Annotated in this window: 18 protein-coding genes and 1 pseudogene; 13 read left to right on the top strand and 6 right to left on the bottom strand. The window is 71.6% G+C overall.

What is annotated here, in order from left to right; translation table 11 throughout:
• The first annotated feature begins 81 nt into the window (after positions 1–81).
• Both H7H31_RS28875 and H7H31_RS28870 read left to right on the top strand, forming a co-directional pair.
• On the top strand, positions 82–576 hold the full coding sequence (locus tag H7H31_RS28875; RefSeq protein ID WP_187064840.1) for an RICIN domain-containing protein: 495 nt from the start codon (positions 82–84) through the stop codon (positions 574–576).
• Positions 577–1,397: 821 nt separating this feature from the next.
• The gene (locus H7H31_RS28870) at positions 1,398–2,105 is read left to right on the top strand and encodes a hypothetical protein (protein ID WP_232110130.1); all 708 of its coding nucleotides are present in this window, start codon (positions 1,398–1,400) and stop codon (positions 2,103–2,105) included.
• Between the two features lie 26 nt (positions 2,106–2,131).
• On the opposite strand, the pseudogene H7H31_RS34405 reads toward H7H31_RS28870, so the two are convergent.
• Positions 2,132–2,364, bottom strand: a pseudogene (locus H7H31_RS34405) (transposase); the annotation flags it as partial.
• Positions 2,365–2,481: 117 nt separating this feature from the next.
• Between H7H31_RS34405 and H7H31_RS28860 the strand changes: the two are divergent.
• A complete protein-coding gene (locus H7H31_RS28860) occupies positions 2,482–2,688 on the top strand; it encodes a DUF397 domain-containing protein (protein ID WP_187064838.1) in 207 nt (68 codons plus the stop codon).
• Positions 2,689–2,927: 239 nt separating this feature from the next.
• Positions 2,928–4,142 carry an MFS transporter gene (locus H7H31_RS28855; protein WP_187064837.1) on the top strand — a complete coding sequence of 405 codons (1,215 nt, stop codon included), beginning with the start codon at positions 2,928–2,930 and terminating at the stop codon, positions 4,140–4,142.
• Positions 4,143–4,231: 89 nt separating this feature from the next.
• Here the strand turns inward: H7H31_RS28855 and H7H31_RS28850 are convergent, their stop codons facing one another.
• Positions 4,232–4,780 carry a DinB family protein gene (locus H7H31_RS28850; protein WP_187064836.1) on the bottom strand — a complete coding sequence of 183 codons (549 nt, stop codon included), beginning with the start codon at positions 4,778–4,780 and terminating at the stop codon, positions 4,232–4,234.
• A 326-nt stretch (positions 4,781–5,106) separates the two neighbouring features.
• Here H7H31_RS28850 and H7H31_RS28845 point away from each other — a divergent pair, with 326 nt between their 5' ends.
• Together H7H31_RS28845 and H7H31_RS28840 are read left to right on the top strand one after the other, a co-directional pair.
• Complete coding sequence (locus tag H7H31_RS28845; protein WP_187064835.1) at positions 5,107–5,445, top strand: trypco2 family protein; 339 nt, start codon at positions 5,107–5,109, stop codon at positions 5,443–5,445.
• Positions 5,446–5,499: 54 nt separating this feature from the next.
• Entirely contained in the window at positions 5,500–10,200 is a 4,701-nt protein-coding gene (locus tag H7H31_RS28840; protein ID WP_187064834.1) for a tetratricopeptide repeat protein, read from the top strand.
• A gap of 162 nt (positions 10,201–10,362) precedes the next feature.
• Here H7H31_RS28840 and H7H31_RS28835 read toward each other — a convergent pair whose 3' ends face one another.
• Positions 10,363–11,127 carry an alpha/beta fold hydrolase gene (locus H7H31_RS28835; RefSeq protein WP_187064833.1) on the bottom strand — a complete coding sequence of 255 codons (765 nt, stop codon included), beginning with the start codon at positions 11,125–11,127 and terminating at the stop codon, positions 10,363–10,365.
• A 208-nt stretch (positions 11,128–11,335) separates the two neighbouring features.
• Between H7H31_RS28835 and H7H31_RS28830 the strand changes: the two genes are divergently transcribed.
• Genes H7H31_RS28830 through H7H31_RS28820 form a run of 3 tightly spaced genes read left to right on the top strand, consistent with a single transcriptional unit; the run spans position 11,336 to position 13,840 of the window.
• Positions 11,336–12,142: an alpha/beta fold hydrolase gene (locus H7H31_RS28830; RefSeq protein ID WP_187064832.1), complete on the top strand. Its 807-nt coding sequence runs from the start codon at positions 11,336–11,338 to the stop codon at positions 12,140–12,142.
• Positions 12,139–13,446, top strand: coding sequence for a PP2C family protein-serine/threonine phosphatase (locus H7H31_RS28825; RefSeq protein WP_187064831.1), 1,308 nt, complete (start codon positions 12,139–12,141; stop codon positions 13,444–13,446). Before H7H31_RS28830 ends, H7H31_RS28825 begins: the two co-directional genes overlap by 4 nt.
• Before the next feature lie 55 nt (positions 13,447–13,501).
• Complete coding sequence (locus H7H31_RS28820; RefSeq protein ID WP_187064830.1) at positions 13,502–13,840, top strand: STAS domain-containing protein; 339 nt, start codon at positions 13,502–13,504, stop codon at positions 13,838–13,840.
• 34 nt (positions 13,841–13,874) lie between these two features.
• On the opposite strand, the gene H7H31_RS28815 is transcribed toward H7H31_RS28820, so the two are convergent.
• Positions 13,875–14,444 carry a TetR/AcrR family transcriptional regulator gene (locus H7H31_RS28815; RefSeq protein WP_187064829.1) on the bottom strand — a complete coding sequence of 190 codons (570 nt, stop codon included), beginning with the start codon at positions 14,442–14,444 and terminating at the stop codon, positions 13,875–13,877.
• 206 nt (positions 14,445–14,650) lie between these two features.
• On the opposite strand from H7H31_RS28815, the gene H7H31_RS28810 reads away from it, so the two are divergent.
• On the top strand, positions 14,651–16,156 hold the full coding sequence (locus H7H31_RS28810) for an MFS transporter (RefSeq protein WP_187064828.1): 1,506 nt from the start codon (positions 14,651–14,653) through the stop codon (positions 16,154–16,156).
• 104 nt (positions 16,157–16,260) lie between these two features.
• On the top strand, positions 16,261–17,502 hold the full coding sequence (locus H7H31_RS28805) for an FAD-dependent monooxygenase (RefSeq protein ID WP_187064827.1): 1,242 nt from the start codon (positions 16,261–16,263) through the stop codon (positions 17,500–17,502).
• Between the two features lie 98 nt (positions 17,503–17,600).
• On the opposite strand, the gene H7H31_RS28800 is transcribed toward H7H31_RS28805, so the two are convergent.
• A complete protein-coding gene (locus tag H7H31_RS28800) occupies positions 17,601–18,149 on the bottom strand; it encodes a DUF1062 domain-containing protein (RefSeq protein WP_187064826.1) in 549 nt (182 codons plus the stop codon).
• A 261-nt stretch (positions 18,150–18,410) separates the two neighbouring features.
• On the opposite strand from H7H31_RS28800, the gene H7H31_RS28795 reads away from it, so the two are divergent.
• Positions 18,411–19,526 carry a MerR family transcriptional regulator gene (locus H7H31_RS28795; RefSeq protein ID WP_187064824.1) on the top strand — a complete coding sequence of 372 codons (1,116 nt, stop codon included), beginning with the start codon at positions 18,411–18,413 and terminating at the stop codon, positions 19,524–19,526.
• Between the two features lie 54 nt (positions 19,527–19,580).
• Here the strand turns inward: H7H31_RS28795 and H7H31_RS28790 are convergent, their stop codons facing one another.
• Positions 19,581–20,039, bottom strand: a complete 459-nt coding sequence (locus tag H7H31_RS28790) for a carboxymuconolactone decarboxylase family protein (RefSeq protein WP_187064822.1) — start codon at positions 20,037–20,039, stop codon at positions 19,581–19,583.
• An 86-nt stretch (positions 20,040–20,125) separates the two neighbouring features.
• On the opposite strand from H7H31_RS28790, the gene H7H31_RS28785 reads away from it, so the two are divergent.
• Positions 20,126–21,001 carry a sigma-70 family RNA polymerase sigma factor gene (locus tag H7H31_RS28785; protein ID WP_187064821.1) on the top strand — a complete coding sequence of 292 codons (876 nt, stop codon included), beginning with the start codon at positions 20,126–20,128 and terminating at the stop codon, positions 20,999–21,001.
• Positions 21,002–21,026 lie beyond the last annotated feature (25 nt).

The raw sequence follows: 21,026 nt of genomic DNA, 5'->3' as shown, positions 1-21,026 counted from the left end.
ACGGCGTGCGAGAGGTTGTGGATGTCTCAAGGCCACCCAGAAAAAGGCCCACCGATACGCCGAACTCAAGGGGATACGTCAATGGGGAACAAGGGGAATCTCGCGCGTCTCGCCGGCGCCGGGGCGGCGCTGGCAATGGGATCGACGCTGCTGGTCGGCGCACCGGCTTCGGCGCAGGCGGCGGCGCTGGTGCCGATCTACCAGGTGATCAACGGAAACAGCAGCAACTCCTGCCTTCAGCTGGCGGGGACCCAGGCGGACGAAAAGAACGTGGTCCTCGGAAATTGCGACCGGAGCGCGAAGCAGGTGTGGACCGTCATCGACGGCGTCTTCAAAAATCACCAGTCCGATCACTGCCTCGACGGAAACGGCGCGGACGTCTACACGAAGCCGTGCAACGGTGGGGAATTCCAGGAATGGAGGACCACCTCCGGCAGCCCGAAGTCCATCCTGCATGACCAGAGCGGCAAGTGGCTGCACGCGAACGGAGCGGTCGGGGCCCAGGTCGTCTTCCAGCCCACCAAGGAGACGGCGTCTCGCTGGGTGATCGACCAGGTGGGTTGGATCGACCTGTGAGTGCGGGGGCCGGAGCCTCACTGACGGCTCGCGCTGAGGGTCCGTGCTGACGGCTCGCGCTTTCGGCTCACGCTGAGGGTCCGCGCTGACGGCCCGCGCTCACGGCAAGCGGTACGCGTACATCGAGGCGCCGCCGCTCGGCACTTGGGCGCCCGCGCGGTGACGTCACGGTGGGGCAGACTCGGGGGACGGACCAGCCGGTTCGTCCCCCGAGCCGTCGAAAGCATTCGTACGCGGGCACCACGTCAACCCGGATTCGCCAGCGGGGGGATCACCGCGACCGGTAGGGGCAGCTGCTCCCGGTACAAACAGCTGAGTGGTCGGGGGCGAGGACGCCCCTGACCACTCGTGTCCGTGCGTTTACTTGCAGCCAGACGGCTTTTCGGCCGTTACCTTGGGCGCCTTGGGTGGCTGCTCTGCCGTGGAGGAGGCCGGGGCGTCAGGGACCTTGAAGCCGCTCTTCTCCGGTGCCTGCAGGCCCTCGTCGTTCTACGGGTCGCCGTTCTGTTTGATCGTTAACGAGCTGGCACGAACGCCTGCAAGTACTCGTCGGGCCTCTGCCTGAGGATCTCGAAACCGGCCAACATCCCCGTCCCCCGGGCAAACCCACTCCATCACGAACGGCCGAATCGCCACACGAGTTATGGCTACCGGCGCATCTGGACAACATCGTGTGACGAGCTTTACGCCGCAGGCGTTCTGGTTGAGGAGGCGTGTCCGTGCTTAGCTTGGCGCGCGGGGTTGCCACGGATTGCACTCCTCCGTTTCTGGCATGCCAAGCATTGCCCGTACTCACCGCATGATTCCACTGACCTGAGGAAATGGCCTTCATGGATTTAGTGCGCCGTCTCAGCGTAATAACCGCGGCCATCGCCGCCATCACCATGGCCCTCATCACCCCGGCATCTGCCGCCCCGGCCTCGGCCGAGCGGACTGCCGCGTCCGTCGGACCGGTACAACTCTACATCGGGGGCCTGGGAAGCGGCCCGTACAACGTCGCGGTGCAGTCAGCCGTCGGCACCGCGATGGACAATGCCGTGTCCAGGGGGTTCGACCCCGCCCGGTGCAACCTGGTTAAGGGCCCCACCGTGGTCAATCAGCTCCCGAACGGATATGTGCAGGTCGCGGTCGAGTACCTCTGTGCGGGAGAACCGTACGCTCCCGGGCCCACTTTCGTCCTCAACCGCTATCACAAAAGCTCCGACACCCAGAGCAACACCTGGTACCACCCCAACGGTTACCAGCTTCAGGGGCCGCTCGGGTCGCTGTACACCTACGCAGCCGCGGGCACCACACCGTTGTACCTCTGCCAGGTCAGGGGCGACCACTTCACCAGCACAGACGTCAACTGTGAGGGCCAGCAGTATGTGACCCGTCTCGGTTGGCTCTACACAACCCAGCCGGACGGAGTCGCCACCGTTCCACTGCTCCGGTGCCTGCGGAACGAGAACCGCCAGATCTTCGACTCCATCCAGTCGAACTGCGAGGGTCAGATTCGCGGAGGCGTACTGGGTTACACCCTGGCCTGAGCCAGGCCCGAACGCACCGTCACGCAGACCTCCTTGGGCCGCTGGCGGGGGCGGCCTGGTGTGCTGCGGATGCGTGGGATGGCTGCCAGCAGGGGGATGAGCTGTGTGACGTCCTTGCGGTTGCCGCCGGTCAACGTCACGGCCAGTGGGATGCCGGTGGCATCGCAGATCACATGGTGTTTGGAGCCCGGTCGGCCGCGATCGACCGGGCTCCGTCCGGTTGTGGGCCGCCTTTGAGCGCACTGACGTGGGAGCTGTCAATCACCGTCATCGAAAGGCGGTTCACGCTCACCCTGCCCATGAACCAGATTCTGCACGGTCCGCTGCCCACGGCATGAGTCCACGGGCACCACGCAAGCGCGAAGGGGCACGCTCCATGACGAACGAACTTCCCCGCTGGTTCAAGTCCTCGTACAGCGAGAACGGCGGCGCATGCGTTGAGGTCGCCGCCAACCTCGCCGCCGCGTACGACACCGTCCCCGTCCGCGACAGCAAGGACCCGTACGGTCCCACCCTCGCCTTCGACACCACGGCCTGGACCGCGTTCGTGGCCGGCGTCAAGGCCGGCGACTTCACCGCGTAACCACGCACCTCTCACCCCGCACCCCGTACCACCCCGGCCCCTGCCGCTCTTCACCCGAGACGAGGCAGGGGCTTTCGCATGTCACGACAGCTCCCGCGCGCCGCCGCGCAGACCGCCGTGAGCCGGAATGCGACACCACCGTGACGTGCGAGGTCGCTGTCGCGGAACTGCCAGCCACCTCGTGGTGGGCCCTGCTGGACTGGGCGCGAAACGCGCTGCCTCCACAGGACGGAACCGCCATGCACGCCACCACCACCGCTTCGGTCGATGACGAACGCCTGCCTCCACGCACCCCGTTGAGCGGGTGGCTGGCCGTGGTCTCGGTGATGTCGGGGATCTTCGTCATCGTCACCACCGAGATCCTGCCGATCGGGCTGCTGACCTCGATCGGGTCCGATTTCACCGTCACGAACGGGATGGCCGGGCTGATGATGACCATGCCGGGCTTCCTGGCGGCGGTCTCCGCTCCCCTGGTGACCGTGGCCACGGCACGCTTCGACCGGCGACTGATGCTGTGCGTCTTCATGTTCCTGCTGGCACTCGCGAACTTCCTCGCCGCCGTGGCCCCCGACTACTGGCTCGTGCTGGTCTCCCGGGTCCTGGTCGGGATCACGATCGGCGGCTTCTGGTCGATCGGAGCCGGGTTGGCCGAACGGCTGGTGCCGCCGGCCTCTGTCGGCAGGGCGACCGCTGTGATCTTCTCGGCCGTCCCGCTGGGGTCGGTCCTCGGGGTGCCGGCGGGCACGCTCATCGGGGATCTCGCCGGGTGGCGAACGGCCTTCGCCGTCATGGGAGCGCTGACCGTCGGCGTCCTGGTCATGCTGGTCTTGTTCGTGCCACCGCTTCCCCCGGCCCAGGCCACTCGGCTGGGCGTGCTGAGCGGCCTGCTGCGCGGCGCCACCACCCGCTTCGCGCTCCTGCTGACGTTCCTCGTCGTGCTGGCGCACTTCGGTACGTACACCTACGTGACGCCGTTCCTGGAACAGGTCACCCACGCCAGCGGCGGTCTGATCACCACGTTCCTGCTGCTCTTCGGCGCCGCCGGCATCCTCGGCAACTTCCTGGGCGGCGCCTGGGTGGGCCGGTACCCGCGCACCGCCTTCGGGCTCGCGGCGGCCCTGATCGCCGCCGTCATCCTGCTGCTCCCCGCGTTGGGCCGCTGGGAGGCCGGCGCGGTGCCGCTGCTGATCGTGTGGGGCATCGCGTACGGCGCCGTACCGGTCGCGTCGCAGACCTGGTTCGCCAAGGCGGCGCCGCACGCCCCGGAAGCGGCATCGGTCCTGTTCACCGCCTCGTTCCAGGCGACGATCTCCCTGGGCGCGCTCACCGGGGGAGTTCTCCTGGACCGCTCCTCCCCGTCCGCCGTCATGCTGCTGGGCGGCTGCGTCGCGGTGCTCGCGGTCCTGGCGGCAGGAGCGCACCGCGTAGGGCCGGGCCGCGCCGCTCGGCCCTGAACCCGCGGCCGGGTGAACTCGATGTCGCGGCTGCCGGGCCGGACGGCGTTCCTCCGCTCAACCCCCGGGCCGGACGGCGTTCCCTCCGCTCAACCCCCGTGCCGCTCGGGGGCCGACGTCGAGGTCGCCCAGATGAGGCGTAGCTGGCCGATCTCGGCGACGTTCTTCATCAGCTCGGCGTTCAGCCAGGCGATCATGTGACCGACCGTGTTGTCCGGAGGTGTCTGCCACGGCAGTGCGGAGGTGGCGTCCAGGTCGGCGTCGGTGAGCCCGTCGAGGACCGTCAACCACTGCTCCCGCAGGTCCCGGAGCCAGGCGACGGCCGCCGGCCCGTCGCCCGGCCAGGTGATGTCGGTGCGTTCCCGGGGCGTACGTCCCTGTGCGTGGTCGATGGCGGTGCTCCACCACCAGCCGATGTGCCAGCTCACCCAGCCGATGGTGGGCACGGGGACGGGGTCGGGCTCGGTGTCGGCCCAGTCGGGCAGCCAGTTGCCGGCGGCGTCCGGGCGCACGGTCCAGGTCAGGTCGGTGGGCTCCCACAGGAACGCCTCGGGCGCGAGCCGCTCCAGGTGGTACTCGAACAGCGACCAGGTCATGTCGAACTGCCAACGCAACAGATCACGGCGGGGGTTGCTCATCGTGTGATCCTCGCATGCGGCTGTGTGCGCTTCCCGGGGAGGACGCCTGGAGCGTCTTTCCGGGGAGGACACCTGAGGCGTCCCGTTCCCCGTCAGGGTCGGTGGCCTCGGCGCGTAACCCCCGCACGCACCACCCCGGCATGCTGCCGCGCTCCAACCCGGACCGGCGGGGACCTTCGCCTGCGCCGACGGCCGTGCGGACCACTCCCACCTTCCCGATCCACGGGACAGGTCAACCGCCGCTTGGCTACAGTCAGTCCGCCGTGGTGGGGCGCCGGGCGGAGGGCCAGGGTTCCGCGTGCCACGGTCGAATCCGGGGGGATCACGTGGAGATCGAGTTGGCCGACGCCGTCGCCGCTGTGCGCGACAGTCTCGTGGAGGCCGGGCGGCGCGGCGAGGGGCAGGGCATCACCTTCGACGTCGGCCCGATCGAGTTGGAGTTCCTGGTCGAGGTCCGCCGGGAGGCGCGGGCGGGTGGAGGGCTGCGCGCCTGGGTCGTCACCGCGGACACGGAGGGTTCCGCGGCGCGCAGCCGCAGCCACCGGGTGATGGTGACCCTCACCCCCCGGCGCGGCGACGGCCCGGTACGCATCGCCGCGCAGGGGCAGGGCCCTGCGGCCGGCCCGTTCCCGGGCGGCGGCGCTGGCGGCCGGCGGCCCAGGTGACGGGGCGCGTTTCCAGCGTTTCGCGGTGGCATCGGTACGGAACGGGGGCGTCCGGTGAGTGGTAGCCGTGTGGTGCGGGTGGCGTGGGCGGGCTGGGGGGCCGGTTACGAGATCGCGCCCGGGCTGGTGCTGACGGCCGCACACGTCGTGGGCGGGGTCGACTCGCCGGTCGGCGTCGCCCGGGTCGGGACGAGCGTCGACCATCCCGGGCTCGTCGTGTGGCGCGGGATGCCGGAGGGCGCCGGCGCCGGCGAGCACGCGTCCCACAAGGACGCCGCGCTGGTGCGTGTCACCTCGGAGAGCTGGGAGCCCGCCGGGCCGGCCCGGGTGTTGTGGGGGCGGATCGCCGGGGACAGCGCGCCCGTCGCGTGGCGCGCCACCGGATTCCCGCACACCGAGCACCGCTCCCGCGAGTCGGAGCAGGCACGGGGCCATATCAGCCCCCTCAGCGGTCTGGTCGGCGGCGTGTACGTGCTGGACGGCACGACCTACCGGCCCAGGGGGGCCGAGGATTCCGCCTGGAACGGGATGTCGGGGGCGGCCGTGCTGTGCGGCGAACTCGTCGTGGGCGTCGTCGTCGTCGACATACCCGACCGCGTCCCGGCGCGGCTGGAGGCGGAACCGGCCGTCGTCCTGCTGGACGACGCGTCGTTCCTCGCCGCCCTGGACGCGCACGGGGCGCGCGGCCCGCACGTGCCCCAGCCCGTCGAGTACGCCGACCTCGCCGACCCCGACCACCACACCGTGATGTGCCACCCTCCGCGCTCGGCCGTGGAGTTGCTCCATCCGGCGCGCGCGGTCGTGCCCTTCCACGGCCGGGCGGCCGAACTGCGCGCGCTGACCGCGTGGACCGAGCAGGCCGACAGCGAGGTCGCCGTCGTGCACGCCCCCGGCGGCCGGGGCAAGACCCGGCTCGTGGTGGAGCTGGCCCGAAGCCTCCCACCTCGGTGGTCCATCGTGTGGTTGAAGCCCGGTGCCCAGCCGGGGCACGACACGTGCGCGCCCGGGTTGCCTCTGCTGGTGGTCGTCGACGGGGCCGACGGTCGCGTGGAGGAGACGCGGGCCGTGCTGGACTTCGCGGCGCGCCACCGCGAGGCGCCGGTCAAGGCGGTCCTGCTCGCCCGCTCGGCCGGCGACTGGATCGAGGAGGTCGCCGGGGACTCCCTCCAGCGCGGCGCGATGCTCTCGACCGCGCTGGTGCGTGAACTCCCGGAACTGCCGCTGGGCGGTCTCGACGGCTACCGCAGCACCGCCCGAGCCCTGGCCCACGGATTGGAGGCGCTCTCCGGTCACGACGGGCCGGCGTGGCGCGGGTTCGCCGCGCGCACCCCGCCGCCCCTTCCCGAGGGCACCCACGGCTCCCCGCTCACCCTGCACATGGCCGCCCTGGTGCACCTGCTGGACGCGGCGCAGGGAGTGACGGCCAGCGCGGGAGACACCCAGGCCGTCGAGAAGCGGCTGCTCCGACACGAGCGGGCGCACTGGCGCGGCACCGCCCAGGCACACCGGCTCTGCCCTCCCCTGCTGTGGCGGACGCTGGAGGACGCGGTGGTGGCGGTCGTGGCCCTGGGGCCGAGCGGGCCGCGCGAGACGACCGCCGTGCTCGCCCGCGTGCTCGGCGCCGACCACGGCGGCGGGGCACCCGGTGGGTTGCGGGCCGTGCACGCCTGGGTGCGGGCCGCGCTCCTGACCGACGGTGACGCCGTCGTACGCCTGCGACCGGACCGGCTGGCCGAACGGCTGGTCGGCGAGCACGTCCGGGACAGCCCGGACCTGGTCGACGCGCTGCTGCCGGCCGCCACGCCCGACCAGGCCACCAGCTTCCTCGCCCTCACCACCCGGGCCTGCGTACGGGACGCCGGCCCCGACACCGAAACGCTGACCGACTGGTGCCTGCGGCACCCGGCGGTGCTCGGCCCGGCGGCCGTCGCCCTGGCGTCCCGCCTGGAGGACCCGGCCCCGCTGCTGGTCGCGCTGCGAGCGCTCGTCGACCGCCCCGGTGTCGGTCTCGACGAGCTGGAGCACCTGGCCTCGGCTGTCCCACCACACCCGTACCTGCTGGCCCCCTGGGTGCTGACCCTGCACCGGCGCATCGCCGCGGCCCACCGGCTGCGGGCCGCCGCCGACCCCACGGCGCGCCCGGGCCTGGCCGTCGCGCTGCGCGAACTCTCCAAACGCCTGTCGTCCGTGGGCGAGCGGGAGGAGTGCCTGGAGGCGGTGCGGGAGGCGTACGAACTGTGGCGGGAGATCCCGCCGGACCACCCGCGCCACCAGGCCGAACGCGGAGCGTGCCGGGTCAACGCGGCCATCTTCCTCACCGACGTCGAGCGCCGGCGGGAGGCGTACGAGGCCGCGACGGAGGGCGTGGAACTGCTGCGGGCCGCGCTGCGCCCGGACGACACCCAGAGCCGGGTGGACCTGGTGAAGGCCCTCGACACGCGCGCGACGGCGGCGCGCTCGCTCGGCGACCACGACACGGCCTGGCGCGTGATCGAGGAGAGCCGGCGACTGTGTGAGGCCCTGTGGGACGACGACCCCGAGGCGCACGACTCCCTCATGGTGAACCACCTGAACAACCACGCCATCGTCGCGATGGAGTCCGGCCGCCGCGACATCGCCCTGGCGTCGACCCGCAGGGCGGTCAGGCTCCAGCGGCGGCTCGCCGACGAGAACCCCGACGCCGAGTTGTCGGGGCTCGCCCTGATCCTGGCCACCGCCTCCTCCGCGGCCCACCTGGCCGGTTCGCACCGCGAGGCGCTGGCCGACATCCGCGAGTCCGTCGCCCTCCGCAGACGGCTCGCCGAGGCGCGCCCGCGCGCTTACCAGGCCGATCTGGCGAACAGCCTCAACAGCCTCGCCATCGACCTGGGCAACCTGGGGAACCTCGCCGAGGCGCTCGACGCCGCCGAGGAGTCGGTGGGGCTCTACCGCGACCTGGCCGACGGGCGACCACACATCCACACCCCCCGCCTGGCACTGGCCCTCAACACCCTCGCCACGCAACGCCAGGCCAACGGCTACCGCCACCGGGCGCACCGGGTCGCGAGCCAGAGCGTCCACCTCTTCCGCGAGCTGGCCCGCGTCGAACCGGACGGCTTCCGCAACCTCCTGGCCATGTCCCTCACCACCCTCGCCGGCACGCTGCGGTCCGAGGACGGGACGCCACAGGAGACGGCTCGCGCGGCCGGTCACTTCCGGGAGGCCGCGGACATCCTGCGGGAGCTGGCCGACTCCGCGCCCGGGGCCCACCTGCCGGACCTCGCCGGCTGCCTGAACAACCTGGCGGGCGCCCACCTCGCACTCGGCGAACCCGCCGCGGCCCTGGCGACGGTCCGGGAGGCCATGGCGGTCAACAGCGGGGCGGAGCGGGACCTGCCGGCGGCCTTCGCAGAGCCGATGCTCAGGAACTGGCTGACCGCCATGCGCATCCACTACGACCTCGGGGACGCCGAGAACGCGCTCGAAGCCGCCGAGGAGGCCCTGCGCCGGCTGCGCACGCTGTCCGTCGAGGCGCCCCTGCGTTACGAGACCGACCTGTGGAGCGTCCTGGCGACCACCGGGGAGTGGCTGTGGATGGGCGGACAGCACGAGGAGTCCGTCGAGCGGTCCCGCGAGGCGCTGGACATCAGGGACGGCTGGGTCCGGCGGGGCGAGACCGAACCTCACCGGGCCGAGCAGGCCGGCGACCTGGAGCGGCACGTGCGGCGGCTGTGGTGGCTCGGCCGCACCACGGAAGCGGCCGCGACCGCCGCCGAGCTGTGCGCGCACCGGCGCGCGGAACACCGGCACCGGGGCGACGTAGCCGCCGGGCTCGCCCTGGCGCTCACCGAGGCGCTGCACGCCGAGATGCTGGACGCCTGCGGTCGCCGGCGGGAGGCCCTGGCCCCGGTGGAGAGCGCCCTCGCCGGGCTTCGCGCCCACCATGCCGGTGACCCGTCCGGCCTGCGCGCCGAACTGTCGACCGTGCTCCTGCGCCGGGCCGGCCTGCTGTGGCGTACCGGCGGCCCGGCGACGGCGGTCGCGAGCGTCGAGGAGGCGCTCGCGAGTGTCGAGGAGGCGCTCGCGGTGGCCCGCACCGACGCCGAGCCGCCGCTCGCCGACGCCTCGGTGGGGGACGCCCTGCTGCAACGGGCCATGGTGCGCTTCGAGGTGGCCGCCACCTCCGACACGGCCCCGCCGGAGGCCGCCCTGCCGCTGCTGGCCGAGGCCGTCGAGTTCTGCGCGGCGCTACCCGACGACGCCTGGGGCACGGCGCTGCGCGCCGGGTCGCTGCACGCGTTCGCCCTGTGCGCGGTGGCCGTTCCGGGCCGCCGGGAGGAGGCCGTCGCCGCGAGCGAGAACGCCGTAGGCGTCCTGCGCGACCTCGACGACGGGCCGGCTCCGCTGAGGTTCGTGCTGACCGAGTTCCTCACCGGGCAGGCTCGGGTGCTGGCCCTGACCGGGCGGGCGCGGCAGGCCACGGAGGTGGCGCGGGAGGCGGTCCGGCGGGCGCGGGAGCACGCGGCCGGGGAGCCCCACGCCCGCCGTGAACTGCTCGCCCACGCGCTGGCCAGCCTGGCCCGCGCCCGGTTGGCGGCGGGCGACCGCTCCGACGCCGCCCGCGCCACGTCCGCCGAGGCCCTCACCCTGTTCCAGGACCTCGTCGCGGAAGAGCCCCTGGCCATGGCCCGGCACGCGAGCGAGGCGCGGGAGGTCCACGACCTGCTGCACGCGGGCCGCGCGGGAGCGGCGGAGCAGCCAGTTCCGTCGCCCTGAGCGCGGCGGGTGCGCTGTGCGGTCGGGCGGCGCGTGGTCCGCGTGTCAGGCGGCACGTGGTCGGGTGCCGCCTGGGCGGGTGCCGCCTGGTCGGGGTCGGTGACTGAACCGCGTACCCGCGCCGCGCGCCGGGGCGTGCCAGGCGGCGTGCCAGCGGTGGCCTCAGCCGACGGGCGCCGGTTGGCGCAGAAAACCGAGCAACAGGTCCGTGGTGTCGGACGGCCGCTCCAGGCTGGGCAGGTGGCCGGCCCACGGCAGTTCCACGTGGTCGGCGTGTGCGAGCAGGCCCGGCAGCCGGGCGGCGATCTGGCGGAAGTCGATCACGTCGTGCCGGCCCGACACGGCGAGACAACGGGCCTCGATCGCCGTCAGGTCGATCTCCGCCTGGAGCGGCCAGAACTCCTCGTCGACGGCCAGTTGCACCTCGAAGGCGTGCCGCTGCATCCGGCGTACCGCTTCCCGGGCGGCCTCGTCGGCCTCCGGGCCCAGCCAGGTGTCCACCATCAGTTCCGTCGCGCCGGCGACGTCCCCCGCTTCGAGCAGCGCGTCCTCGCGCTCACCGATCGCCCGCAGGTCGGCCGACGGCTCGTGCCCGGGAAAGGCGGAGCACAGCAGCGCCATGGCGCTCACCCGCTCCGGCCACCGCGCGGCGACCTCCAGGGCGACCCGCCCGCCGTACGAGGACCCCACCAGGGCCACCCGCTCGATCCCCAGGCCGTCCAGGAGGTCCAGCACGTCGTCGGCGTTGCTGTGAGGCCGGTCCGGAGCGGGGGTCTCGCCGAAGCCCCGCAGGTCACAGCGGACCAGTCGGTAACCGGCATCGATCAGGGTGGGCCACTGCGCGTCCCACATCCGCCGGTCACACACCCCGGAATGCAGCAGCAGCACCGCGGGACCGTCGCCGGCCACGTCATGAGAGAGAGTCATCCGGCAGACCCTACGCAGTAACCCTTCGCGGCGCCTCCCGGTAACGCCACCCGCCCGACCGGCCCCACCTCCGGGGCCAGCCCAGCCCGTCCCACCAACCTGCCCACCCGTACCGACACACCCGGACCGGCACCCTCAGATCGACCCACTCGGTGGCCCGGCCAGTGCGATGCTCCGGTGACTTGCCGGGCCTGTCAGACTGCCTGGTATGGACATTTTCCGGAGGAACAACGTCACCGTCGCCGGCAACCCGCAGGGCCCCACGGTCGTGCTGGCCCACGGGTTCGGCTGTGACCAGAACATGTGGCGGCTGACGGTGCCCGCGCTGGCCGATGCGTACCGCCTCGTGCTGTTCGACTACGTGGGGTGTGGCCGCTCGGACCTCACCGCCTTCTCCGAGGAGCGCTACGCCTCGCTGGAGGGTTACGCTCGGGACGTGGTGGAGGTGTGCGAGGCGCTCGACCTGCGGGACGCGACGTTCGTGGGGCACTCCGTCAGCTCGATGGTCGGCGTGCTGGCGGCGGAGACGGCTCCGGAGCGGATCGGTTCGCTGGTGATGGTCGCGCCGTCCCCCCGGTACGTCGACGACGAGGGTTACCACGGCGGGTTCAGCGCGCAGGACATCGACGAACTGCTCGCGTCCCTGGATTCGAACTACCTGGGCTGGTCGGCGGCGATGGCACCGGTGATCATGGGGCACCCGGACCGGCCCGAACTGGGCGAGGAGCTGAAGAACAGCTTCTGCGCGACCGACCCGGACATGGCCCGCGTGTTCGCCCGCACCACGTTCCTGTCCGACACCAGGGACGACCTCGGGCGGGTCAAGGTCCCGACGCTGGTCCTGGAGTGCGTCCAGGACGTGATCGCGCCCCGGGAGGTCGGCGCCTTCGTGCACCAGGCGATCCCCGGTTCGTCGCTGGTCACGCTCGACACGACGGGTCACTGCCCGCACCTGTCCGCGCCCGAGGCCACCAACGAGGCCATCCGTGACTTCCTGGCCGGCCTACCTCGTTGATCCACACCGATCAACAGCCGGAGCCGTACGAGTCCCAAAACGAAGGAGCCCCCGACATCCAGAGCCACCGCGACTCCACGCCAGACGCGGCCTTCGCCGCGTTGCTGGAAGACAGCGCCGAGGAACTGTACGAGGCAGCGCCCTGTGGCTACCTCTCCACGTTGATGGACGGCACCATCGCCAAGATCAACGCCACGCTGCTGGACTGGCTCGGCCTGGAGCGGGACGCGGTGCTGGGCCGGATGCGGTTCGCCGACCTGCTGACCGTGGGCGGCAAGCTGTACCACGAGACACACTTCGCCCCCCTGTTGCGGATGCAGGGCGACATCAGCGGCATCGCCATGGAACTCAGGTGTGCCAACGGCGACCGGATGCCCGTCCTGGTCTCCTCGGTGGTCAAGTACGGCGAGAGCGGCGAGCCCCTGCTCATCCGCACCACCCTCTTCGACGCCCGGGACCGCCGCGCGTACGAGGAGGAACTGCTTCGCGGGCGTAAGGCGGCCGAAGAGGCCCGCAGGCAGGCGGAGGCCGACCGCGCTCGGCTCCAGGACGCCCTCACCGTGCTGCAGAAGTCCCTGTTGCCCGACACCCTGCCGACGATCCCCGGGGTGGAGACGGCGGCCCACTACCACATCGCATCGCCCGACCGGCTCGGCGGCGACTTCTACGATGTCTTCCCCCTCGACGGCGAACGCTTCGCCTTCTTCCTCGGCGACGTGTGCGGCAAGGGGCCGCAGGCCGCCGCGGTCACCTCGCTGACCCGCTACACCCTGCGCGCCGCCGCCCTGCACGACGCCGACCCGGCCTCGGCCCTGGCCACGCTGAACACCGTGCTGCACGACCGCTACACCGGCAGCGGGGACCCGCGCTACTGCACCGCCATCTTCGGCATCCTCACCCCCGGTGCCAGCCCTGGACGGCTCACCATCCAACTCGCCTCGGGCGGCCATCCTCCGGCCGTCGTCCTGCGCGCCGACGGCACAGCCGCCTTCCTGCCCACCCCGGGCGGCCTCCTCGTCGGCGTGCTGCCCGACGCGCACTTCGCCACCGCCGAGACCGTCCTCACCCCCGGCGACACCCTCCTGCTCTACACGGACGGGCTCACCGAGGCCCGCACCGGCGCCGACCGCACCAGCCTGTACGGGGACGAGGCCCTGCTGGCCTTCGCCGCCGACCACGCCGGCAAGTCCACCGTGGACGTCATCGGGGCCCTGACCGACCTGCTCGCCAGCTTCGGTGACGGCCTCGACGACGACACCGCCCTGCTCGCGCTGGGTGTCCCACCCCTCACCGCACAGCCCTAGCCCTGGCCCTCCTCCCCTTTACCCTGTGATGCCACCCTCACCTGAAGAACAGCCCGTGAGCATGCTGAAGATCACCGCCCGAGACGCCGCGACGGGTCCTGTCCTGGAGGTGTCCGGCGACCTGGACTACCGCAACGCCACCCACCTCAGGGAACGCGCCACCGCGACCGTCCTGCGACCGGGCCAACGCCTGATCCTGGACCTGAGCGGCCTGGAGTTCTGTGACTCCAGCGGCATCAGCGCCCTGATCGCGGCCCACCACCACGCGACCACCCTGGGGGCGAACATCGCCCTGGCGGCCGTACCCGCTCCCACCCTGCGCATCCTGCGTCTCATCGGGTTGGACACCATCATCCCCCTGCACCCCGACAGCGACCCCACCGCCCTCGCCTGACCAGCGGCAAGGCCACGTCGGGACGTAGGCCGAGTCAGCGACGGACCAGCGGAAGGAAGATCGTGTCGACGATCTCCTCGATCACCTCGGGCGCGACGGGCCGTAGCGTCATCATCGTCTCACCGCGCAGCAGGTCGAACGGGAGCGAGGCGATCCGTGGCGTGAGCTTGGCCGGGTCGATCTCGCCGCGCTCGGTGGCGCGTCGCATGATCTCGTCGCGCCCGGAGCGGCGCCCGGCCACGAACATCTCGCGCAGCTCGGCGAAGCTGGACTCGGCCTCGGCGAAGTAGTCGACGAGCAGCAGGCTGAGTTGGGTGAGAAACGGCCCCCGCGTCTCGCTCAACTCGGTGAGGGTGGCGATCAGGTCGCCGCGCAGCGACCCGGTGTCCGCCGGCGGGGCCACTTGCGCGTCGTTGCGGCGCACGACCGCCGCCTCCACCAGCTTCTGCTTGTCCGCCCAACGCCGGTAGAGCACCGGCTTGCTGGTGCCGGCCCGTCGGGCGACGGAGTCGACGGTCAGGTGCGCGTACCCCCGCTCGCTCAACTCCTCCCAGGCCGCGTCCAGGATCGCCGCCTCCAGCGCTTCGCCCCGCCGTCGTCCCACAACACTCCTTAGAACCTTTGACGTTTCTTGTCGGCGCACCCTACTCTGACGAATAAGAAACTAGTACGTACCTTAAAAACCTTCGCGCGCGTCTTCGTCAGAGCCCGGACGAGCGCCCCGGGCGCCACCGCCCGCGTAGTCGCCCCCCTCCGCACCCACCTCCGGCCGTGCCGGCACCGTCGCGGTCCCGGAGTAAGGAGCCCTTCATGCAGCAGAGCAGGACCGGAAGCGCGGATGCCGGGCCGCACACGAGATGGAACGGCCAACTCATCGGCCTGGTGGCCGTCCTGGCCCTGGTGAACTTCGTGGTCGACTCGGCCATCGCCGCGCCGCTGCTCGTCCTGCCGGAGATGCTCGACCACTTCGACACCGACCAGGCGGCGTGGCTGAACGCCACCGCGATGCTGGCGGGCGTGATGTGGGCGCCCCTGCTCGGAAAGAGCGCCGATATCCACGGAAAGCGCCGGGTGCTCGTGTTGACCCTGCTGCTGAGTTGCGCCGGCGCCCTCTTATGCGCCGTCGCCCCCACCGTCTGGTTATTCGTGCCGGGCCGCATGCTGCAAGGAGCGTCGCTGGCGGCCGTGTTCCTCGCCGTCGCCATCGTACGGAGCGTCTGCGCGCCCCGCATCGGGATGCTGATCGTGGGCATCGTGACCTCCGGTTCCGCGGTGCTCAACATCGCGTCCCGGTTTCTCATCGAGGACATGGCCAGGGAGTTCGGATTCCAGGTCCTGTTCCTCGTATCGGCCTTCGTCGCCGTCGCCATGGCCCTTTGTGTGCACCGCTTCGTCCCCGAATCCCTCGCCAGGACGCCGGGCACCATCGACGTCGGCGGCGCCCTTCTCCTCGGCGGAGGACTGGCGGGCGTGCTCGGTTACGTCAGCCTGGGATCGGACCTCGGTTGGCTCGCCGTCGGCCCGCTGACTCTCCTCGTCGGTGGCGGCGCGGCACTGGCCCGGTGGTCCCTCTTCTCCAGCCGAAAGCCCGATCCCCTGATCGACGTACGGGATCTCGGCCGGCCGTTGGTGCTGACACTTCTCGTCGTCTTTCTCGGCGCCGGCTCGTACCAGAGCACCCTGCAACTCGTCCCGCTCATCAGCGACGTCTCGGCCGAACAGGATCTCGGATACGGACTCGCCGGCCAGGGAACGGTGGCACTCCTGCTCTCGGCGCCGGGGCTGGGCGTCACGCTCGGCGGCCCGGTGGCCGGCTGGCTCACCGCACGCGTCGGGCCGGCCAGGACCCTGGCCGGGTCGGTCGCGCTCGGAACGGTGGCCACCATCGGCATGTTCCTCGGCGTTTCCCACCTCTCCGCCGCGCTCTGCTTCACCTTCCTGCTGGGCGTCACGGTGGGCGGGCTCGGAACGTCCGGCTTCACCATGGCGGGCAGCCTGGCGCCGGCCGAACGTCAGGGAATCGTGTCCAGCCTGGTGATGGTCATGGTCTCGGTCGGTTCGGTGGTGCTGAACTTCGTGGGCGCGGCCGTGCTCACGTCGACCGCAGTGGACGTCGACGGCGAATCCATGAACTCGTCCACGGGCGTTCTCAGTTACCTCGCGATCGCCTGCGGCGCCTTCGCCAGCGCCGCGGTGCTGGTCTTCCTCCTCGTACGCGCCACCCGCCCGGGCTCCCCTTCACCGTCGCCCGACCGGAACCGCGAGCGCGACCACGATCACGACCTCGGACGGGACGCGGTCGCCGGAAATCCGTGAGCGGGCCGAAAGGAAACCGCCAGCAGAGTCGGACAGTTCCGTCGCGGGCCAGGTGCTACCGCATTGGCCCGCGCATCTCTCACCACCCGTCGAGGAGTTGACGCATGGGCACACGAACGACGTCGCAGGGCACGGTCCTGGTTTCCGGCGCGAGCATCGCGGGGACCGCCGTGGCGTTCTGGCTGAACCGGTACGGATACGCGGTGACCGTGGTGGAGAAGTCCGCCGGAGTGCGGAACGGCGGATATCCGATCGACGTACGGGGCACCGCCGTGGAGGTGGCGCGCCGCATGGGAATCCTGCCGCGACTTCGGGAAGCGCACATCGCGTCACGGCAGTTGACCTTCCTCCACGCCGACGGCAGCACGGTCGCCTCGGCGCACCCCCAGGCCGTGGCCGGCGGCGTCGAGGGACACGATGTCGAGGTCCCGCGCGGGGAATTGACCGAGGTTCTGTACGGGGCCGTACGGGACGAGGTGGAGTTCGTGTTCGACGACTCCGTCGACACGCTCACGGACCACGAGCGCGGCGTCGACGTCACCTTCCGCAGCGGCGTCCGACGCGGCTTCGACCTGGTCCTGGGCGCGGACGGGCTGCACTCGCGCACCCGGGAGATCGTCTGCGGCCCGGAGCGGCGATTCCACCACTACCTGGGGTACTGCTTCGCCATCTTCGCGATGCCCAACACCCTGGGGCTCTCCCACGAAGCGCTGATCTGGAACACCCCCGGTCGAGCCGCCGCGCTCTACGCGGTCCGGGACAGCGCGGAACTCCACGCGTTCCTCGCCTTCGCCCACCCGCGACCGCCGTACGAGGCCCTTCGCGACCCCGTGGCACAACGCGAACTCGTCGCCGCCACCTTCGCCCACGACGGATGGGAAATACCGGGAATGGTGGCCGCGATGCACCGCGCCACCGACCCGTTCTTCGACACCGTGAGCCAGATCCGCATGCCGCGCTGGTCCAGCGGTCGCACGGCATTTCTCGGCGACGCCGCCTATGCCCCGTCGTTCCTCACCGGCCAGGGCTCCAGCCTCGCCCTCGTCGGCGCCTATCTGCTCGCCACGTCGCTGGCCACCCACCACGGCGACCACACCGCCGCCTTCGCCGCCTACGAACGCGAAGCCCGCGCGTTCGTCGAACTCAACCAGGCACAGGTCAGTACGGGAGACGCCGCGCTCTTTCCCACCACCGCCGAAGCCCTGGAAAAGCGCAACCGGAAACTCCGCGGCCTCACCACCACGCCCCCGAGAACCGGCCGCCCGGCCCACACCGCCCTCACCCTGCCCGACCCCGTCGATGCCGCCGGGTCGGCTTCACCGGCACATCCAGCCGCAGGGCGCTGACCCAGCCCAGGGCCTGCCCGAAAAGCGCACCGGACAGGCCCTGGGCCCGAAAGGGAAAGCAGGGAACGCGCATGACCGTCCCAGGCTTCACCGCCCACTCAGCGCTTGAGCGTGAAAGTGAAGCCGTCGGAGAGCTTGCCGGTCAGCCGTACGCCCGAAACGAGCTTGCCCGCCACGATCAGCCGCTCGACCTCGGCCCGCGAAAGACCGCAGCCTTCGGCGATCAGCCGCACCGGGCGGACGGGAATCCGCGCCGCGAAACGCACCTCGACATCGATCACCTCGCGGTCCAGGTAATCCGATCCCCCGGTATCGAGGCGCCAGGCATCATCCCAATCCAGGGCGATCCGATCGCGGCGCCGTACCACCGGGTCCCGCAGCAACTCGGCCGCCAACCCGGGATCGTTGCCGTGCAGCCGAGCCAACAACGCGGGTCGTACGGCACGCACGTTCACCCGCTCCAGAACAGGGAGCTTCGCGGTCGCCCCGCACCCCGTACAGAACGCGAGGAGCCAGGCGTCGAGGAGCTTGTGGTGGGCGTTGACGCGAAATTTTCCGTTCGCCCGCAGACGCTCGGACGCGCACGTGTGGCAGCGTCGGACAATGAGCGGCAGGCAGGTGGGCATGACCACCCAACTGGTGAGCACAGAAGTACACCGATTTCAGTGAGAAGTCCGCAGCAAAAAGGAGCGCGGCACGCACAGGGCGCGACGCGCGACGATTCAGCGCTCGGGAGGTCTCACAGGGTGTACAACGGCATGTCCTTGCCTGGACGACGTGTTTCCGCCGACACGGTAGGGGCTGATGCCGACGCCGTTCCACTGGTTTTCCGATGGCGCCGCGCCGCGCGTTCCGGGACCGGGCGGTCGCTTGACCCTCACGCGGCGTGATGCCGCATTGTCAGGGGCGTGGAAGAGCACCTGACCGTGGGACGCGTGGCCGAGTTGGCCGGGGTGAGCGTCCGCACGCTGCATCACTACGACGAGATCGGCCTCGCCCAGCCGTCCGCGCGGACCGCGGCCGGCTACCGGGCCTATTCAGCGAGCGACGTGGAGCGACTGCGGGAGGTACTCGCCTTCCGGCGACTGGGCTTCGGCCTGCGTGAGATAGCGGACCTGGTGGACGACCCGCACACCGACGCGGTCGCGCGCCTGCACCGACTGCGCGGCCTGCTGCTGGACCAACGCGACCGCGCGGCCGCCATGGTCACCGCCATCGACGAGGAACTGGAGGCACGGGCCATGGGAGTCAGGACGACGTCGGAGGAGCGACTGCACCCTTTCGGCGCGCAGTTGTACGAGAACATCGGGTCCGCCTATCCGGCGACGCGGCGCACCGAGCCGCGGATCGCCGCGCAGGTCTGGCAGGCGCTCGGGGACGCGCGGACGGTGCTGAACGTGGGCGCCGGCACCGGCTCGTACGAGCCACCGGACCGCGACGTGATCGCGGTGGAACCCTCGGCGGTCATGCGGGCCCAGCGCCCCGAGGGATCGGCACCGTGCGTGGCCGCCGCCGCGGAGCGGCTGCCGTTCCCCGACCGGTCCTTCGACGCGGCCATGGCGTTCAGCACCGTGCACCACTGGCGGGACCCGATCGCCGGGCTGCGCGAGATGCGGCGGGTGGCCCGGCGCGTCGTGGTCTTCACGCACGACGCCACCGACGCCGGCTGGCGCGACCGGTTCTGGCTCAGCCGCGACTACCTGCCCGAGGTCGGCCACCTCGTCGCCGGCCGCCCCTCGGTGGACCGACTGGCCCGCGCGTTCGGCGCGCGCCTGGAGCCGGTCCTCATCCCGTGGGACTGCGCCGACGGCTTCTTCGAGGCGTACTGGCGCCGCCCCGAGGCGTACCTGGAGGAGCACGTACGCCGCGCGATATCCGTGTGGACCCGCGTCGGCCCGCAGGTCGAGCGGCGAGCGGTGGCCACGCTCCGCGAGGACCTGTCATCGGGCCGCTGGGCCGAGCGCAACCGCCACCTGGTCGACCTGGACGCGGCGGAGCTGGGCCTGCGGCTGCTCGTCGCCTGAGCGGGGGCGCGCGGAGCCGCCGGGCGGCCCGTGCGGGCACGGGCCGCGCCGGGCTCAGGCCCAGGTCCTGCCGGCCGGCTCCTTTATGGTGCGGTTGATCCGGTTGAAGAAGTTGGTCAGCGCGATCTCCAGGGTGATCGCGCCGACCTCCTCCTCGGTGAAATGGGCGCCGGCCTCCTCCCAGATCTCGTCGGTGACGCCCGCCGCGCCGTCCTGTAGCCGGGTGGCCGCCTCCGTCAGCGCCAGGGCCGCGCGCTCCGCTTCGGTGTAGAACGGCGCCTCGCGCCACGCCGCCACGTTGTGCAGCCGCTCGTCGGTGTCGCCGGCTTTCACTCCCGCGGCGGCACCGGCGTAGACGCACGCCGAACAGCCGTTGATCTGGCTGGCGCGCAGGTGGACGAGCGCGAGCAGCTTCGGGTCCACGCCCCCGGCGGCGACCGCCTTGTGGAGGTGTTGGATCGCGGTCCACACATCGGGGTTGTTCGGGTTCTTGTTCGTGAGCCGGTTTTCCATGTGAGAGTGCTCTCCGTCATCGAGTTACGTTGCCGGGCCGGTGCCCGTCACCCCTATGACGAAGCGGCTCGCGGAGAGGTAACACCATGCCCGGCACCCACCCCACGGACTCGATCGCCGAAGCCTTCGAGTCCCAGCGTGACCGGCTCAAGGCCGTCGCCTACCGCGTCCTCGGCTCCCACGCCGACGCGGAGGACGTGGTCCAGGAGGCGTGGCTGCGACTCTCGCGCCAGGAGGCCGACACCATCCACAACCTCGGCGGCTGGCTGACCACCGTCGTCGGCCGGCTCAGCCTCGATGTCCTGCGCTCGGGCCGGGCCCGCCCGGAGGTCTCGCTCGACGACCGGTCCCCCGAGTTCACCGTGACACTCGACGACGCTCCGACCCCGGACGAACTCGTGGCACTCGGCGACTCCGTCGGCCTCGCGCTCCGCACGGTCCTCGACTCGCTGCGCCCGGACGAACGGCTGGCCTTCGTGTTGCACGACGTGTTCGCCGTGCCCTTCGCGGAGATCGCCCCCATCCTCGGCAAGTCGGCCGACGCGACCAAGATGCTCACCAGCCGCGCCCGCAGGAAGGCACGGGCCGCCCGGCGGCCGGAAGGCCCCGGCCGACACCAGCGCGAGGTGGTCCGAGCCTTCCTGGCCGCGGCCGGCGAGGGCCGGTTCGATGAGCTGCTCCGGGTCCTGCACCCCGAGGTGACGTTCACCGTCCACACCCCGGACGGCCCGTTCGTCACGATCGGAGCCACCGAGGTCGCCACCCGCGCGCGCCTGGCCGGCAGCGCGGCGCGCGGACACGCGGCGACCGTCAACGGCCTCCCCGGGGTCATCTCCTGGGACGAGGACGGCACCCCGCTCGCCCTCCTCGCGTTCACCGTCGCGGACGGCCGCATCACCGACATCGTCGCCGTCGTCGACCCGGCCACACTCGCGCGCCTGGACCTGCCACGCCCGGTGTGAGTTCGCGCTTGGCCACGGCGACCGG

The organism is Streptomyces buecherae (genome assembly GCF_014295035.1).
Taxonomy (GTDB): domain Bacteria; phylum Actinomycetota; class Actinomycetes; order Streptomycetales; family Streptomycetaceae; genus Streptomyces; species Streptomyces youssoufiensis.
Note: the sequence above shows the minus strand (reverse complement) of the source record. Positions and strands in the feature narration are given on the sequence as shown.

Bases quoted from the DNA above. Each gene is read 5' to 3' on its own strand.
- H7H31_RS28875 (WP_187064840.1), top strand. From the start codon at position 82: ATGGGGAACAAGGGGAATCTCGCGCGTCTCGCCGGCGCCGGGGCGGCG.
- H7H31_RS28870 (WP_232110130.1), top strand. From the start codon at position 1,398: ATGGCCTTCATGGATTTAGTGCGCCGTCTCAGCGTAATAACCGCGGCC.
- H7H31_RS28860 (WP_187064838.1), top strand. From the start codon at position 2,482: ATGACGAACGAACTTCCCCGCTGGTTCAAGTCCTCGTACAGCGAGAAC.
- H7H31_RS28855 (WP_187064837.1), top strand. From the start codon at position 2,928: ATGCACGCCACCACCACCGCTTCGGTCGATGACGAACGCCTGCCTCCA.
- H7H31_RS28850 (WP_187064836.1), bottom strand. From the start codon at position 4,780: ATGAGCAACCCCCGCCGTGATCTGTTGCGTTGGCAGTTCGACATGACC.
- H7H31_RS28835 (WP_187064833.1), bottom strand. From the start codon at position 11,127: ATGACTCTCTCTCATGACGTGGCCGGCGACGGTCCCGCGGTGCTGCTG.
- H7H31_RS28830 (WP_187064832.1), top strand. From the start codon at position 11,336: ATGGACATTTTCCGGAGGAACAACGTCACCGTCGCCGGCAACCCGCAG.
- H7H31_RS28810 (WP_187064828.1), top strand. From the start codon at position 14,651: ATGCAGCAGAGCAGGACCGGAAGCGCGGATGCCGGGCCGCACACGAGA.
- H7H31_RS28805 (WP_187064827.1), top strand. From the start codon at position 16,261: ATGGGCACACGAACGACGTCGCAGGGCACGGTCCTGGTTTCCGGCGCG.
- H7H31_RS28790 (WP_187064822.1), bottom strand. From the start codon at position 20,039: ATGGAAAACCGGCTCACGAACAAGAACCCGAACAACCCCGATGTGTGG.
- H7H31_RS28785 (WP_187064821.1), top strand. From the start codon at position 20,126: ATGCCCGGCACCCACCCCACGGACTCGATCGCCGAAGCCTTCGAGTCC.